Below are 15,022 nucleotides of genomic sequence, written 5' to 3' on the forward strand. Positions count from 1 at the left end.
CCACCATGAGCGCAGCGCCTGCCGAGCCCGCGAAGCCTCGCAGTCTCACCGACAGGATCTTGAACGGTGTGGAACGGGCGGGCAACACGCTGCCCGAGCCGTTCATGCTCTTCATCGTCCTGTTCCTGATCACCGGCGTGGTCACCACCGTCATGCAGAAGCTCGGCGTGGTCGTCTCGGTGCCGGGCTCGGAGGACCCGACGGCCGTCAAGGGCCTGTTCACCGGGGAGGGCATGACCTGGCTGACCACCAATCTCGGGGAGAACTACATCGGGTTCCCGCCGCTGGTGACGGTGATGCCGATCCTGCTGGGCATCGGCATCGCCCAGCACTCGGGACTGCTGGCCGCCGCGATCCGGAAGCTGTTCGGCAGCTCCCCGGCGTGGATGCTGCCGTACGTGGTCGGCTTCGTGGGCGTGGTCTCCTCGATCATGGCGGACTCCGCCTTCGTGGTGGTGCCGCCGCTGGCCGCCCTGGTGTTCAAGGCCGCGGGCCGCCATCCCGTCGCGGGACTGCTGGGCGGTTTCGCCGCCGCCGGCGCCGGCTACTCCACCAACATCTTCCCCACCTCGCTGGACGCCCTGTTCGCCGGCATCACCACCTCGGTGATGGATGCGCTTCCCGGCTACGAGTTCACCGCGGTCAACCCGGTCTCGAACTGGTTCTTCAACATCGTCGCCTCGCTGATCCTGGGCCTGGTGGCGGGATTCATCATCGACCGGGTCATCGAGCCGCGCCTGCGCCGTCAGGACGTGCCCGTGGACGAGGTCGCCGCCGACGACGCGGCGCGGAGCGCAGACACGGCCGAGCAGATGCGCGCGACCCTCACCCCGCAGGAGAACAAGGGCCTGCTGGTGGCCGTGCTCAGCGCCCTCGTCCTGACCGCCGTGATCCTGCTGGCGGTGCTCCCGGCCGGCTCGCCCTGGCGCAACGAGGAGGGCGGCTTCCTGCCGAAGTCGCCGCTGCTGAGCTCGATCGTGTTCCTCGTGGTCGCGTACTTCATGGTGGTGGGCGTCGCCTACGGCGCGATCGTCGGCACCCTGCGCAGCACCCGCGACGCCGTGCGGATGATGTCCGACGCGATCAAGGAGATGCTGCCGTTCCTGGTGCTGGCCTTCGTCCTGGGCAACTTCATCGCCCTGTTCAACTGGTCCGGCATCGGCACCTGGATCGCGGTCACCGGCGCCGCCGCGCTCGAGGGGATCGGCCTGACCGGCTTCGGCGCGGTGCTGGGCTTCATCCTGCTGGCCAGCATCCTGAACCTGTTCATCATCTCCGGCTCGGGGATGTGGGCGATCATGGGCGCCGTCTTCGTGCCGATGTTCGCGATCATCGGCTACGAGCCAGCCTTCACCCAGGCGGCCTTCCGCGTGGGCGATTCCGCCACCCAGATCATCACCCCGATGAACCCGTACATGATCGTGCTGCTGGGCATGCTGCGGAAGTACGAGCCCGAGGCGGGCCTGGGCACGCTGATGGCGCGCATGCTGCCCTTCGTGGTGCCCTTCTGGATCGTGTGGACCGTCATCCTCGCGGTGTTCTTCGTCGCGGATCTCCCTCTGGGCCCGGGCAACGGCATCTTCCTCTGACGCCTGGGAGGAAGGGGTCACCCTCCGGGGCCGCGGGATCCCCCGCGCGGGGGAGGCGCCGCGGTCCCGGGGAGACGAGCCTCGAGGCATGGAAACCTCGCTCCGTCCTCCCCGTCCCCTCCTGCTCCCCGCCGTCCTCGCCGCGCTGATCTCCGCGGGCCTCGGCCTGCTCTGGCTGATCGCGCCGGAGACCTCACCCCTGCCGCGGCTGCCCGCGCCGCCCCCGCTGCTCGGCCTGCTGGGGCCCGCGCCCCTGTACGCGGCGATGGCGGTGGCGGGGCTGGCCGCCACCGCGGTCGGTGCCGCCCTGCTCAGCGCGGACGCCGTCTCGCCCCGAGTGGCCCGGCTGCTCGCGGGCGTCGGCGCGCTCGAGGTCGCCGTGGTCGGCCTGGGGCTCGCGAGCATGGCCACCCTGGCGGCCGTCGGGTACCTGCTGGCGATGGCGATGCCGGTGATCGTGCTGGTGGTCGCGCTCGCGCTGGTGAGCGGCGGACGGGGGCCGCGCCGTCTGCTCGGCGCGGCGCTGCTGGTCCTGCTCGCCGTCGGGATCGTGCTCGGGCGCGGCCTCGTCCTCGAGCTCGTCGCCGTCCTCGGACCCGCACTGCTCGACGCCGCCGGTCAGCTGCTGGTCACGCTCTTCGCGGTCCTGGTCGGCGCCCTCTGGGCGGTGCTGACCGTCCTGACCCTGCGCTCGAGCGGCGCGCTGCGCGCCGTGGAGGGCTGGACGGTGCGGCATCGCCGCGCGCTCACCCTGCTCGCGGCCTGCGGGCCGCTGCCCTACGCGCTGGCACGGCTGACCTGGCTGACACCGTGGCCCGTCATGGGCGGCGGAGCGGCCGAGGCGGACCCGGCCACCCGGCTGTGGGGGATGCTGCTGTCCACGGGAGCATGGCTCGGGGTGCTGCTGACGATCGGACTGATCCGTCCCTGGGGCGAGGTCTTCCCGCGCTGGTTCCCGGTGGTCGGCGGCCGCCCCGTGCCCGTCCTCGCCGCGGCCGTCCCGGGCTTCGCCGTCGCGGCGCTGCTGATCTTCGCCGCGGTGCCGATGCTGCTGAGCGCCGGGCAGCTGGGGAGCACCGGCATGCTGGTCTTCGCGCTCGTCTTCCCCTGCTGGTTCTGGGGGCCCGCGCTCGCCCTCGCCGTCTGGGGGTACGTCGGCCATCGCCGGGCCGCCGCGGACGAGGCTCGCGCCGCGACGACCGCGTCGGCCAGGATGGGCGCGTGAGACTCCGTCGCTTCGGCCGCCGCCTCGCCTGGCTGATGGCCGGGGCGGCCATCGGCACGACCGTCGTGCTGCTCGTGGCGCTCCTGGTGCCGGTGCCCGCGGAGCTGTGGCAGGACTCCGCGCTGCTGGCGCTCCCGATGGTGCTCGGAGCGGTCCTGGTGGGAGGCCTGCTGGGGCTGGTGCCCGGGGTGCGGGAGCTCGAGGTGGCCGCCGCCCGCGCGATGCTCGAGGTGCGATCGGAGCTGGTGGTGCCCGCCCGGCCCAGCCCTGCGCACCGCCTGCGCGACGTGCTGCTGGTCCAGTGCCATCTGCTGCTGGGACTGGCCGCCGCGGCGGGCCTGACGATGCTGCTTCCCTACACGGCCGTGACGCTGGCGGCCCTGGGCGGAGCCGAGATCGGTCCCGCGTCCGTGCCGCGGCCGGACGGTCCCGTCGGCGCCGTGCTGCTGGCCGCGATCTGCCTCGCCGCGCTCGCCGTCGCGGTGCTGGCGAGCTGGCCGCTGGGCGTGCTGGCCGCCCGGATCGCCGCCCGCCTGCTGGGGCCGACGCCCGGCGACCGCCTCGCCCTCGCCCTGGACCGGGTGGACCGGGAGGCGGAGCGCACCCGGATCGCCCGCGATCTGCACGACGGGATCGGGCACGCGCTGACCGTGGTGAGCATCCAGGCCGCCGCGGGCGGTCGGGTGATCGACCGCGATCCCGTCGCCGCCCAGGAGGCTCTGACCAGCATCGAGCACACCGCACGGGAGGCGCTGGTCGAGCTCGACCAGGTGCTCGCGACGCTGCGCGAGGACGCGGCCGCGGACGATGCGGCGTCGGCCGGCGGGGCGCGGACCGAGGGCGCGAGCCGACGCGCGGCGGAGCGCGCCGACGGCACCGAACCGCGGACCGACGGGGCGCCGCTGCCGGACCTGGATGCGCTGCTCGCCCAGCATTGCCGGACCGGCATGGAGCTGCGCACCCACCTCGCGCCGCCGCTCGGCCTCACCGCCCTCCAGTCCGAGCACCTCACTCGGATCGCCGCCGAGCTGCTGACCAATGCGCAGCGGCACGGGGGAGCGGGGGCGGTGGAGCTCGAGCTCCGCGAGGGAGAGGACGAGGCGGGAGAGCGGGTGGTCGTCCTCGAGTCCCGCAATCCGCTGCCGGCGCCCGTCGGCGCGGGATCCGCCGCGACGGACCCCGCCGGGCCCGCTCCCGCTCCGCGCGTCCGGCGCGGCGGGCGCGGCCTGCCGGGGCTGCGTGAGCGCCTCGACCTCTGGGGCGGCTCCCTCGAGGCCGGACCGCACGAGGGGCGGTGGCGCACCCGCGCCGTGCTCCCGCTGCTCACCGAGAGGCCCCGCCGATGATCCCGCCCGCGGACCCCGCCCCTGTCCGGGTGCTGCTCGCGGACGACGAGCCGCTGGTGCGGCAGGGCATGCGGATGATCCTGGAGGCGGAGGAGGACCTGGTGGTGGTCGGCGAGGCGGCCGACGGCGCCTCCGCCCTCGACCTGGCGCGCCGCGAGCACCCCGATCTGGTGTGCATGGACGTGCGCATGCCGGGGATCGACGGGATCCGCGCCACCGAGCTGGTGCTGCGCCTGCCGGAGGCGCCGAAGGTCCTGGTGGTGACGACCTTCGAGAACGACGGGTACGTGCTCGAAGCGCTGCTGGCGGGCGCCTCCGGCTTCCTCCTCAAGCGCGCCAGCGCCGCGCAGATGGTGCAGGCCGTGCGGACGCTCGCCCACGGGGACAGCCTGCTGTTCCCGGAGGAGGTCCGTGCCCTGCTGCGCCCCCGCGCCCGCACCGCCGACCACACCGGGGAGCCCCTCACCCCGCGGGAGCAGGAGGTGCTGGCCGCGGTGGCGCAGGGCGCGAGCAACGCGGAGATCGCCGCCGACCTCGTGGTGGGCGTGGAGACCGTGCGCACGCATGTCGCCGCCGTGCTGCGCAAGCTCGGCGCCCGCGATCGCACGCAGGCCGCCGTCATCGCCTACCGGACGGGCCTGGTCGACCCGTGACGGGGGCAGCAGGATGAGCCGGTGAGCATCCTCTCCGAGCGCCTCCGCGCCCTGTCCGGCTTCCCCTCCGAGCTGCCCGTCCTCGACCTCGCCGCGGCGCCGGCGGAGCCGATGGGCCTGTTCCTCGCCTGGCTCGAGGAGGAGATCGCGCGCGGCAGCCGCCAGCCCCACGCCATGACCTTCCAGACCCTCGCCGAGGACGGCGGGCCCGAGGGCCGCACCCTGATCCTCAAGGACGTCGACGAGCACGGCCTCCACGTCGCCACCTCACGCTCCTCCCGCAAGGGCCGGCAGCTCGCGCGCGATCCGCGCGCCGCGATGACCTTCTTCTGGCGCGAGGCGGGACGCCAGGTGCGGATCGCAGGCCGGACCCATCCGCTCTCGCGCGCGATCTCGGAGGCGGACTGGCTCGCGCGGCCGACATCGGACGGCCGGCCGAACCCCGACTGGCAGGTCTACGCGCTGCAGCCTGACCGCGTCGAGTTCCTGCAGGCCACGCAGGACAGGCGGCACCATGAGCTGCACTACCGACTGATCGACGGCAGCTGGGCCCGCGAGGCCTGAGACGTCGCCCTCCAGGAGGTGTGGAGCCGCCCGCGGCGCGCCACGGACACGCCCCCTCAGGTGTCACCCCCTAGGCCGCCGGGGCGCTCGAGGACCAGGCGGCGGTGGGGCCGGCCGTAGGCGCTGACCGTGCCGTCGTCGGCGAAGCCCAGCGTCGTGAGCACCCGCACCGAGGCCGGGTTCTCGGCGTCTGCCAGGGCGACCAGTCGGGGCAGCGCCAGCGGTCCGAAGGCCGCCGCGACGCACAGGCGGGCCGCCTCGGTCGCCAGGCCCCGGCCCCACCAGCGCCGCCCCAGCGTGTAGCCCAGCTCGACGCCGTGCCCGGTCCGCTCCAGGCCCGCGTCGCCGATCAGCTCGCCGGTGGACCGCTCGACCACCGCCCAGAAGGCGTAGCCGTGCCGCTGCTGGTGGCGGCGGTAGTCGGCGATCATCTGCGCGGTCTGCTCGCGGGATGCGGGATGCCCCTCGCCGACGTACCGCATCACCTCCGCATCGCCGTAGACGCGGTGCGCGGCCGCGGCGTCGGCCTCGACGAAGGGGCGCAGCAGGATGCGCTCGCCGGTCAGGGGGAGTTCGAGCGCCATCCGGGCAGTGTGCGGGGAGCATCACCCGTGGTCAAGCCGATTCCCGGCGCTGCCGAGGACTACTGTGGCCGGGATGTCCCGCCTCGCCGATCTGCCGCCGCTGCTGCTGGGCCTGGTGATCCTGGTCCTCGCCCAACTGGCGGGCCTGGGGATCGCCGCCCTGCTGCACCTCCCCGTCCCCGGCGTGGTGATCGGCCTGGTGCTCCTGGTGATCGCCGGTGCGCTGCGCCCCACGGCCGTCCTGACCCGTCTCGCCGAGCCCGCCGGCGCCCCGCTGCTCAAGCACCTGCAGCTGCTGTTCATCCCGCCCGGCGTGGGGGTGGTGGTCGAGCTCGAGGAGCTCGCCCGCAGCGCGCTGCCGATCGCCCTGGCCGTCGGCGGCTCCTTCGCGATCACTCTGGTCCTCGCCGGTCGCCTGCTGCAGGCGCTGCTGCGCCGCCAGGACCGACGGCGCGGCACCTCCGGCGGCGGGGCCGACGGGGAGGCGGCCGCATGAGCGCGATCGTGCACTTCCCCCTGTTCGGCCTGCTGCTGACCGGTGCGGTGTACGCCGGCGCCTACCGCCTGCACCAGCGCGCGGGCCGCAGCCCGCTGCTCACCCCGGTGCTGGTGAGCGTGGTCGTCATCGCGGTGATCCTGCAGCTGACGGGACTGCCCTATGCCGAGTATCTCCGCCAGTGCCTGCTGCTCACGCTGCTGCTGGGCCCGGCCACGGTCGCGCTCGCCCTGCCGCTGCTGAACAACGGCCGTGCCCTGGTCAGCTCGTGGCCCGCGGTGCTGGTGACGCTGCTGGTCGGCGGGGCGGTGAGCGTGGCGATCACCGTCGGCGCCCTGACCGCCTTCGGGGTGGACACCAGCCTGCTGCTGGCGGCGCTGCCGCGTTCGGTGACCTCCCCGGTGGGGCTGTCGATCGCCCAGATCCTCGAGGCCTCCGTGCCGCTGGCCGTGGTGCTGACCCTGATCTCCGGGGTCAGCGGCGCGGTGGTGGGCCCGGCGCTGCTGACCCTGGCCCGGGTGCGGGACGAGCGGGCGCGCGGCTTCGCGATCGGCCTGACCTCCCACGGCATCGGCACCTCCCGGGCGCTGACCGAATCGGCGGTGGCCGGCGGCTGGTCGAGCGCCGGCATGGTGCTGAACGCCCTGGCTATGACGCTGGTGCTGCCCGCCGTCGGGATGCTCATGACCTCCTGAGCTCCGCCGCGGGCGTCAGGGGACGATCACCGTGCGCAGGTGCTCCGGCTGCGCGGCGAGGGCGTCCGGCACCTCCTCCAGGCCGATCGGTGCGCCGAGGATCTGTGACCAGGGCAGGGTCCGTCCGCGCGCGGAGCCGAGCAGCTCCACGGCGCCCACCAGGTGCTCCGGCTCGTAGTTGTGCACCCCCGTCACGGTGCGGCGCCCGCGCACCAGGTGCTCGGGATCGATCTCGACCCCCGGCCCGGGGAAGACGCTGCCGGCGAGGACCGCGGTGCCGCCGACGTCGAGCGCGGTGACCGCGGCGCGGACCCCGGCGGGGGCACCGGAGAGCTCGAGGGCCAGGTCGATGCCGCCGTCCGTCCCGTCCCGGGACGCGGCGACGGAGCTCGCGCCGGCGCGCCGGGCGAGGTCCTGCCGCGCCGGGGAGGGGTCGACCGCGTGGATCCGCTCCGCCCCCGCCTCGGCGGCCGCGGCGATCGCCAGCAGTCCCAGCATCCCCACCCCGCTGACCAGCACCCGCGCCCCCTCGAGGCGGGAGGCGGGGACGGAGTCGAGCGCCGCCATGACGGTGGCGCCGGCACAGGCGGCGACGGCCGCGGGAGCATCGGCCACGGCCGGGGGGACGCGGACCACGTCGTGCCCCGCGGGCAGCAGCACGTGGCTGGCGTAGGAGCCCGAGAGCGGCCACGTTCCCGCGAACCTCTCGTGGCCGACCTTGCGCAGTCGGCGGCACTTCGCGGTGTGCCCGGCGCAGCACCGGTCGCAGGTCCGGCACGCGGAGATCACCGACCACACGATGCGGTCGCCGATCCGCAGCGGCGCCCCGTCCACCGTCGACGGGACGGCGCCGGGCATCGGTGGGTCGCCCTCGGCGGTCGGGGCCGCCCCGATCGCCGTGATCTCGCCGACGCCTTCGTGCCCCAGCACGCTCGGGCACGGCGCGGGGCGTCGGCCCTGGACGGTGTGGCGGTCGGAGCCGCAGACCGCCGCGGCGCGGACCCGTACCAGCAGCTCCCCGGGGCCGAAGTCCGGCAGCGGCCGTTCCACGAGCTCGAAGGTGCTCGGGGCGGTCCCCGCCGGCGCGTCGGCCGCCGGGCCGGTCCAGACCAGGGACCGCACGGTGTCACGTCCCATTCAGTCCTGTCCTCCGGCGACGGGGAGGGAGGGGAGATCGGCGACCGAGTCGAGGACGAGGTCCGCGCCGGCGGCCTCGTGCCCCTCGCGCGTGAGCTTCCCGGTGAGCACTCCGACGGCGAGCGCGCCGGCGCGGCGGGCGGAGGCGACGTCCACCGCCGTGTCCCCGACGGAGGCGACGCGTGCGGGATCGGTGACCCCGGTGCGGCGCATGACCTCCGCGATCATCAGCGGCGCCGGGCGGCCCTCGGCCACCTCGTCCCCGCACACCACGACGTCGACGCCGACGGCGCCGGGCGGGGCGGTGGACTCCGGGCCGACGCTCCAGCCCAGGCCCGTGAGGATCAGCTCCGTGATCTCCCGGGAGAAGCCCGTGGTCAGTCCCAGCGCGATGCCGCGCCCGCGCAGCACGCCCAGCGCCTCCTCGACGCCGGGCAGGGGCACCGGCGGGCTCTCGGTGTAGGAGCGGCGCAGCTCGAGGAGGAACCAGGTGAAGGCCGCCGCCACCCGCTCCTCGCTCGCCGCGACACCGCCGAGCGCGAGCAGGTTCGCGATGGCGGTGCGCTTCTCGGTGCCCATCCACTGCTGGAAGGTGGGCTCGTCGATGCGGGCCCCCTCCCGCTCCACGGCGGCGCGCAGCACGCGGTACACCTCGTGGCGGTCGTCGATCGTGGTGCCGGCCATGTCGAGCACGACGAGCTCGAGGGTGGGGGTCATGTCATCTCCTGGGGGTGGGGCGGTGTCGGACGGGCGGGGGTCAGCGGACGGCGCGCCGCAGCCAGAGGGCGAGCGCCTCGACGGCGAGCACCACCAGCAGCATCAGCAGCACGATGGCGGTGACCACCTCGAACTGGTTGATGCGGGCGGCGTTCAGGAGCAGGAAGCCGACGCCTCCCGCTCCGACGACGCCCAGGAGCGTGGCGGCACGGATGTTGGTGTCCAGCAGGTACATCACGTGGGCGACGACGGCCGGGGCGGCCTGGCGCAGGGTCGCGGCGAGGAAGACCTGCGGACCGCTCGCGCCGACCGTGCGCACCGCCTCCTGGACCCGCACGTCGGTCTCCTCGAGGGAGTCCGCGATCAGCTTGGAGAGCAGGCCGACGGCGCCGAGCGCGAGCGCCAGGGTGCCGGCCACGGCGCCGAGGCCGGTGATGACCACGAAGAGGATCGCGAGGATCAGCTCCGGGATGCCGCGGATGATCACGATGAGCAGCCGGGCGGAGGTGTGCACGGCGCGATGGGCGACGACGGTGCGGGCCGCGAGGATCCCGATCGGCACCGCCAGCAGGGCGCCCAGCAGCGTCGCCGCCAGGGCGATCTGCACGGTCACCAGCAGGTCCGCGAACACGAGGGAGGCGGAGCCGCCGAAGCCGGGCGGGAGGAACAGCAGGAGGGTGCTCGGGATCTCCAGGATGCCGCCCAGCAGGGTGCCGGCGTCGATCTCGACCGCGCGCACCGAGGCCAGCGCGAGCAGCACGATCATCGCGCCGGACAGCAGCCGCCGCAGGCGGTCCACCGTCCACGGCGGCGTGATGGACGGGGCGGCCGGGCCGGACGGGGTCCCCGTCGAGCGCGCCAGCAGCCGGTCCGCCCATCCCGTCTCGGCCGCGCGCCGATCGGTGCGGGGAAGGATCGCGGCGCGGATCGCACCGGAGGTCAGCTCCACCACGATGCACAGCGCCAGGACCACCACGGCCAGGGCCATGCCGCGCTGGTAGTCCAGCGCCCGCAGCGCGTCGGCGATCGCCAGGCCGATGCCGCCCACGCCCACGTACCCCAGCAGCACCGAGGTGCGCAGGTTGATGTCGAAGCGGTGCAGGCCGGTGGCGATGATCTGGGGCAGGAGCGCGAGCGGGATCGCGGTCCAGATCTGCTGGCGCCGGGTCCCTCCCAGCGCCTCGACGGCCCGGCGGGGCGCGTCGTCGAGCTCCTCGATGGCATCGGCGTAGAGCTTGCCGATCATGCCCACGGAGTGCAGGCCCATGGCGAGGATCCCCGCGACCGGCCCCAGCCCGAACAGCCGCAGGAACACGATGGCCAGCACGAGGTCGGGGATGGCGCGGGCGAGGACGATGAGGGTGCGGGCGGTGCCGCGCGAGAGGCGGCCGCGGGTGGTGGCCCGCGCGGCGGCGAGGGACAGCGGGACCGAGAGGCCGATCGCCAGCAGCGTCGACAGGAGCACGATCGCGAGAGTCTGCCCGATCATCGCGGCCAGCTCGGCGGCCGGCGGGAAGTCCAGCGGGAGCATGCGCTGGACGAAGGCGACGGCGTTGCCGACCGATCCGAGCACGGTGGGGAGGTCGATGCCGAGGTCGATGACGGACCAGGCGCCCAGCGCCACCAGGGTCAGCATCACCGCCGCCGCGGCGGTGCCGCCGGGGCGCGGGCGGGTCAGCGTCCGGGGTGGGGCCGCACCGGGGCGCGGTCCGGTGGGCGGGGCGAGGACCGGCGCGGCGCTCATCGGCGGGCCGCCGTGAGCGTCGACATGTCCGTCAGGGACTCCATCTCCTCGGTGGTGGGCGTCGCCACCGACTCGTAGATCCGGGCGGCGTCGCGGGGGCTCAGGCCGGTCGTGGAGCGGTCGAGGACCACGCGGCCGCCGCGCAGCCCGATCACCCGGTCCGCCAGGTCGAGCGCGAGATCGACCTGGTGGAGCGCGGTGACCACGGTGAGGCCGTCCTCCTCGCGGAGCCTCTGCAGCAGATCGAGGATCTGGCGGGAGGAGACGGGGTCCAGGGAGGCGACCGGCTCGTCCGCCAGCAGGATCCGCGGGTGCTGCATGAGGGAGCGGGCGATCGCCACCCGCTGCTGCTGACCGCCGGAGAGGGTGTCCGCCCGCTGATGGGCGCGGTCGGCGAGGCCCACACGCTCCAGCTGCTCGAGGGCCTCGAGACGGACGGCACGGGGATACATGATCAGGCCCATCCGCGGACCGCGCAGGGAGCCCAGCCGTCCGGTGCACACGTTCTCGAGCACCGACATCGCCCCCACCAGGCCGAAGTCCTGGAAGATCATGCCGATCTCGCGGCGCAGCCGGCGCAGGGCCGGTCCGGGCAGCTCGCCGACCGCCTCGCCGAGCACCTCGATGCGACCGCGGGTGGGGCGCTGCAGACCGTTGAGATGACGCAGCAGGGTGGACTTGCCGGAGCCGGAGAGGCCCAGCAGCACGGTGATCGACCCCGGGGCGATGTCGAGGGAGACCTCGTCCAGGCCCTTGACCCCCGGGCCGAAGTCCTTGGTGACCGCCCGCAGGCTGATCGCGGGGTGGTCCGGTGCGGAGGGGGCCCCGGCGGCGGGGCGGTGGTGGTCGGAAGGCGAGGCGGTCATGGCAGGCCCTTCGGGTCGCGGGAGCTCGGGGTCTGGGCGGCGGTCAGGACACCGACGAGCAGGCGTCGGCCTCGGTGACGGTGCAGATCTGGCGGATCGGGTCGTAGTCGGCGTCGGCGACGGGGACGTAGCCCCACTCGATCTCCTCGGGCAGCGCGCACTCGTCCTCGGAGGCACAGATCCCCTCGGCGACCAGGGCGGGCTTGTTGGCGCTCTCCTGGAGGGCGGTGCGGATCGCCTCGAGGGTCTCCTCGTCCAGAGTCGAGGTGTTCAGTGCGATCGGGTCCTCCGGGATCGGCGAGGACTCCCAGACCGGGGACAGCTGCCCCTCCTCGACCTGGCCGCTGCCGGTGAGGGTCTGCAGCATCGTGTCGTGGGCGAAGGCGGCATCGACCTCACCGCCGGCCAGGGCGAGCAGGGCGGCGTCGTGCCCGCCGGCCAGGACGGCCGTGAGATCGGCCTCGAGGTCCAGGCCCGCGCTCATCAGGCCCTCCATCGGCACCAGGTAGCCGGAGGTGGAGGCCTTGTCGACGAAGGCGACCTTCTTGCCGCGCAGGTCCTCGAGGGAGCTGATCCCGCTGTCCGCGGTGACGTAGCACAGCGACTGGTAGGCGGGCTGCGTGCCCTCCTCGTGCACGGGGGCGGCGACGGCCTCGATCGGCACGCCGCCGTCCTTGGCGATGACGTAGGAGAACGGCCCGTAGCTGGCGATGTCGATCTTCCCGGCGCGCTGGCCCTCGATGACGGCCGCGTAGTCCGAGGCGTCCTGGAAGGCGACCGTGCGCCCGGTGGCCTGCTCGAGCAGCGCCACCACGTTGTCGAAGGTCTGCGCGAGGGACTGGGAGTTCTCGGCGGGGACGGCGGCGAAGACGAGGTCCCGCTCCTCGCCACCGGCGGCGCTGCCGCCGCACGAGGTCAGGGCGGTGCTGCCGAGCACGGCGGCGGTGAGGGAGGTGAGGGCCGTGAGGCCCTGGCGACGGGTGAGGGTGCGGGCAGGGCGAGCGGTCATGGGGAGGTCCTGTTCTGTGGAGGTCGTGACGGGCGGGCGCTGCGCGGCGTCGGACCGCGGTGGGGCGTGCTCAGGTCAGGAGGGCGCCGGCGAGGATCCGCTCGGCGATGCCGAAGGCGAGGGTCATGCCGATGCCGCTGGTGACCACGGCGACGGTGGTCGCCGGGTCCGGCTGCTCGAGCACCAGATGGGTGTCCGGCGCGTCGCTGTAGCAGCCCTGCCAGCGCTCGATCACCCGCGGCTCGGGGATCCCGAGCAGCGCGGAGGCCTTCGTGAGCAGGAGGGAGGAGACGCGGGCGTCGAGGAACGGCTCGGGGGAGTCGTGGCGGGCGTGCGAGTCGCCCACGAGGAGTCCGCGGTCGATCCCGGTGACCATGAGGTTCGCATCGCAGGCCAGGAGCTCCGGCTCCCGGTCCGCCAGGTCGCGGCGCAGCTCCTCGGCGCCGGGCACGGCGGCGAAGCCGTCGTAGCGGGCCAGGGAGGTGCCGCTGAGGATCGCGGTGTCCGCGCCGAGATGCGCGGGGCGCTCCACCAGGGCCATGGCGAGGGTGCAGCGGGTGATGCGGTGGCGGTCCGCGATCTCGGGGAACAGCCCGTCGATCCCGGTGCCGGGGCAGGCCACGACGCGCTCGGCGCGGTAGGTGGCGCGGGTGGTCGTCACGGCCCCCTCGGCGGTGCTCAGCACCCGCTCGCCGTGGTGGACGCGCAGGCCCTTGTGCTGGAGGTGGGCGGTGAGGCGGGGCGCGGCCCGGCGGGGGTCGACCCGCAGGTCCAGCGGGAGGTGCGCCCCGCCCAGGAGGTCCTGCCGATCCGCCCCCAGTGCGTCACGGGTCTGCGCGGGGGTCAGCATCCGCACCTGCTCCGGGCCCCGGTGGGCGGCGAACTCCTCGAGCACGCGCAGCTCGGCGGGGGAGGCGGCGGGCACGAGCGTGCCGGGGCGCGCGACGCGGAGCCCTGACTCCGCGCCGCCGCGCAGCCAGCCGGCGCGCGAGGAGAGGGCGAGGTCGAGGTGGTCGTCGGCCTGGCCGGTGATGCAGAGGTGCCCGAAGTTCTGGATGCTCGAGCCGACGGGACGGTGGTCCTCCTCGACGAGGTGGACGTCGAGGCCCTGGCGGAGAGCGCGGTCGGCGACGGCGAGGCCGAGGATGCCGCCGCCGACGACGAGGAGATCGGTGTCGGTGGTCATGACACGAGAGTGCACCGTCGGCGGCCCGGAAGTCGACGGATGTATATACACGTTCCGAACATGTCTCGCACACTTCACCGGGTGTCCACCATGAGGTCACCGATGTGTTGCCGACCGCGCATCGTGGGCGCCGACCTGCGTACTATCGGGAACAGGCGGTGCCTTCCGTCGCGCCGACGACGTCGCGGCCGGGAGGTTCCAGGGACGACGAGAGGGAGCGGGGCGAGGATGACGGCCACGACCAGGGGTGCGCAGACCTACCGGGAGATCGTCACCTTCCTGCGCCGGGAGATCTCCTCGGGGGCGCTGGTGCCGGGCCAGAGCCTCCCCACCGAGGCCGATCTCTGCACGCGCTTCCAGACCTCCCGCGGCCCGGTGCGCCAGGCGCTCGGCATCCTCCGCGACGAGGGGCTGATCTCCTCGGGCCGGGGCCGACGCTCCGTGGTCCTGGAGACCGTGCCGGTGCAGCCCTTCGACGTCGCGCTCTCCTTCACCCAGTGGTGCCGTGAGATGGGGGCGGAGCCCGGACAGCGCACCGAGTCCCTCACCCGGGAGTGGGCCACCCGCGCCCAGGCGGATTCGCTCGAGATCGAGGAGGGTGATCCGATCGTCGACGTGCTGCGCCTGCGCTTCGCCGACGGCACGCCGATCATGCTCGAGCGCCTGTGCTACCCCTTCGAGGTGGGGCGGCACATCCTCTCCTTCGACCCCGACTCGGGATCGATCTACGAGCGCCTGGTGGCCTGCGGGGTCGACATCCACCACGCCACCCGGATCCTCGACGCGGTGGCCGCCGACGCGGTCGATGCCGACCTGCTGGGGATCGAGGAGGGGTCGCCCCTGATGCGCCTGCGCCGGCGGGCGTTCACCATCGAGGGCCATCCGATCGAGTGGTCCGACGACCGCTACCTGCCCAGTCACGCCCGCTTCGCCTCCACCACCGTGCGCGGCGCCGCCAACGGGCTCTCGATGCTCCGGGGCGTCTGAGGGAGCCGGACTCCCTCTCGCTGCCGCTGCCGCTGCCGCTGCCGCTGCCGCTGCAGGCAGGTCTGCCGGGGAATCGAGGGCGAGTTCCACGGCGAAGTGACCTGCGACCGGAGCTGCGCGCCGAGCGAGTGCGCCCTCAGGCGGGGGTCTCGGCGCGCTCGGATCTCTGGGGGAAAACCCGGTGGCCCCTCCCAGCCCGGTGGGGCAGGATGGTTGATTGCGTC

15 protein-coding genes are annotated in these 15,022 nt (G+C 74.3%); 8 read left to right on the forward strand and 7 right to left on the reverse strand.

The features are described 5' to 3' along the window. Positions 1-5 precede the first annotated feature (5 nt). The 5 genes from CXH06_RS05330 to CXH06_RS05345 all read left to right on the forward strand — a co-directional run bounded on the left by CXH06_RS05330 (position 6) and on the right by CXH06_RS05345 (position 5,377). Entirely contained in the window at positions 6-1,589 is a 1,584-nt protein-coding gene (locus CXH06_RS05330) for an AbgT family transporter (protein ID WP_114854125.1), read from the forward strand. A gap of 88 nt (positions 1,590-1,677) precedes the next feature. Beyond that, entirely contained in the window at positions 1,678-2,814 is a 1,137-nt protein-coding gene (locus CXH06_RS18305) for a hypothetical protein (RefSeq protein ID WP_157975616.1), read from the forward strand. Beyond that, positions 2,811-4,160 carry a sensor histidine kinase gene (locus CXH06_RS05335; RefSeq protein WP_157975617.1) on the forward strand — a complete coding sequence of 450 codons (1,350 nt, stop codon included), beginning with the start codon at positions 2,811-2,813 and terminating at the stop codon, positions 4,158-4,160. The genes CXH06_RS18305 and CXH06_RS05335 overlap by 4 nt, the downstream gene beginning before the upstream one ends. Further along, complete coding sequence (locus CXH06_RS05340; protein WP_114854127.1) at positions 4,157-4,813, forward strand: response regulator transcription factor; 657 nt, start codon at positions 4,157-4,159, stop codon at positions 4,811-4,813. Before CXH06_RS05335 ends, CXH06_RS05340 begins: the two co-directional genes overlap by 4 nt. 21 nt (positions 4,814-4,834) lie before the next feature. Next, entirely contained in the window at positions 4,835-5,377 is a 543-nt protein-coding gene (locus CXH06_RS05345; RefSeq protein WP_114854128.1) for a pyridoxal 5'-phosphate synthase, read from the forward strand. Between the two features lie 56 nt (positions 5,378-5,433). Here CXH06_RS05345 and CXH06_RS05350 read toward each other — a convergent pair whose 3' ends face one another. Then, entirely contained in the window at positions 5,434-5,961 is a 528-nt protein-coding gene (locus tag CXH06_RS05350) for a GNAT family N-acetyltransferase (protein WP_114854129.1), read from the reverse strand. A 73-nt stretch (positions 5,962-6,034) separates the two neighbouring features. Between CXH06_RS05350 and CXH06_RS05355 the strand changes: the two genes are divergently transcribed. Continuing rightward, positions 6,035-6,457, forward strand: coding sequence for a CidA/LrgA family protein (locus CXH06_RS05355; protein ID WP_114854130.1), 423 nt, complete (start codon positions 6,035-6,037; stop codon positions 6,455-6,457). Then, positions 6,454-7,152: an LrgB family protein gene (locus tag CXH06_RS05360; protein ID WP_114854131.1), complete on the forward strand. Its 699-nt coding sequence runs from the start codon at positions 6,454-6,456 to the stop codon at positions 7,150-7,152. Before CXH06_RS05355 ends, CXH06_RS05360 begins: the two co-directional genes overlap by 4 nt. 15 nt (positions 7,153-7,167) lie before the next feature. On the opposite strand, the gene CXH06_RS05365 is transcribed toward CXH06_RS05360, so the two are convergent. The 6 genes from CXH06_RS05365 to CXH06_RS05390 all read right to left on the reverse strand — a co-directional run bounded on the left by CXH06_RS05365 (position 7,168) and on the right by CXH06_RS05390 (position 13,811). Further along, complete coding sequence (locus CXH06_RS05365) at positions 7,168-8,289, reverse strand: alcohol dehydrogenase catalytic domain-containing protein (RefSeq protein WP_114854132.1); 1,122 nt, start codon at positions 8,287-8,289, stop codon at positions 7,168-7,170. After that, entirely contained in the window at positions 8,290-9,006 is a 717-nt protein-coding gene (locus tag CXH06_RS05370) for a phosphonatase-like hydrolase (RefSeq protein ID WP_114854133.1), read from the reverse strand. It lies immediately after the preceding gene. Positions 9,007-9,046: 40 nt separating this feature from the next. After that, the gene (locus tag CXH06_RS05375) at positions 9,047-10,750 is read right to left on the reverse strand and encodes an ABC transporter permease (protein ID WP_114854134.1); all 1,704 of its coding nucleotides are present in this window, start codon (positions 10,748-10,750) and stop codon (positions 9,047-9,049) included. Next, on the reverse strand, positions 10,747-11,616 hold the full coding sequence (gene phnC / locus CXH06_RS05380) for a phosphonate ABC transporter ATP-binding protein (RefSeq protein WP_114854135.1): 870 nt from the start codon (positions 11,614-11,616) through the stop codon (positions 10,747-10,749). Before phnC ends, CXH06_RS05375 begins: the two co-directional genes overlap by 4 nt. 43 nt (positions 11,617-11,659) lie before the next feature. Beyond that, positions 11,660-12,625, reverse strand: coding sequence for a phosphate/phosphite/phosphonate ABC transporter substrate-binding protein (locus tag CXH06_RS05385; RefSeq protein WP_114854136.1), 966 nt, complete (start codon positions 12,623-12,625; stop codon positions 11,660-11,662). A 70-nt stretch (positions 12,626-12,695) separates the two neighbouring features. After that, positions 12,696-13,811: a TIGR03364 family FAD-dependent oxidoreductase gene (locus CXH06_RS05390; RefSeq protein ID WP_114854137.1), complete on the reverse strand. Its 1,116-nt coding sequence runs from the start codon at positions 13,809-13,811 to the stop codon at positions 12,696-12,698. A 228-nt stretch (positions 13,812-14,039) separates the two neighbouring features. Between CXH06_RS05390 and CXH06_RS05395 the strand changes: the two genes are divergently transcribed. Continuing rightward, a complete protein-coding gene (locus CXH06_RS05395; RefSeq protein ID WP_114854138.1) occupies positions 14,040-14,798 on the forward strand; it encodes a GntR family transcriptional regulator in 759 nt (252 codons plus the stop codon). Positions 14,799-15,022 lie beyond the last annotated feature (224 nt).

This window comes from Brachybacterium sp. YJGR34, assembly GCF_003347015.1.
Classification (GTDB): domain Bacteria; phylum Actinomycetota; class Actinomycetes; order Actinomycetales; family Dermabacteraceae; genus Brachybacterium.